The sequence below is a fragment of the Paenibacillus sp. BJ-4 genome (assembly GCF_020404765.1).
GTDB lineage: Bacteria > Bacillota > Bacilli > Paenibacillales > Paenibacillaceae > Paenibacillus.
This window is the reverse complement of record NZ_JAIVEM010000026.1, coordinates 1-673: the sequence shown is the minus strand read 5'-3', so window position 1 is coordinate 673 and position 673 is coordinate 1. Positions and strand designations below refer to the sequence as shown.

The 673-nt window shown below is 55.4% G+C and carries 1 rRNA gene; it reads right to left on the bottom strand.

The annotated features are described in order from the left end of the window. Position 1 precedes the first annotated feature (1 nt). Positions 2–673, bottom strand: a 23S ribosomal RNA gene (locus tag LCF57_RS05005); the annotation flags it as partial.

The window sequence follows — 673 nt, the reverse complement described above, 5'->3', positions numbered from 1 at the left end:
TTAGGATAAGCCCTCGACCGATTAGTATTGGTCAGCTCCATGCATTACTGCACTTCCACCCCCAACCTATCTACCTCGTCGTCTTCAAGGGGTCTTACATACTGGGAAATCTCATCTTGAGGGGGGCTTCACGCTTAGATGCTTTCAGCGCTTATCCCTTCCGTACATAGCTACCCAGCGGTGCTCCTGGCGGAACAACTGGTACACCAGCGGTACGTCCATCCCGGTCCTCTCGTACTAAGGACAGCTCCTCTCAAATTTCCTACGCCCACGACAGATAGGGACCGAACTGTCTCACGACGTTCTGAACCCAGCTCGCGTACCGCTTTAATGGGCGAACAGCCCAACCCTTGGGACCTACTTCAGCCCCAGGATGCGATGAGCCGACATCGAGGTGCCAAACCTCCCCGTCGATGTGGACTCTTGGGGGAGATAAGCCTGTTATCCCCAGGGTAGCTTTTATCCGTTGAGCGATGGCCCTTCCATGCGGTACCACCGGATCACTAAGCCCGACTTTCGTCCCTGCTCGACTTGTAGGTCTCGCAGTCAAGCTCCCTTCTGCCTTTGCACTCTTCGAATGATTTCCAACCATTCTGAGGGAACCTTGGGGCGCCTCCGTTACTCTTTAGGAGGCGACCGCCCCAGTCAAACTGCCCACCTGACACTGTCCTCG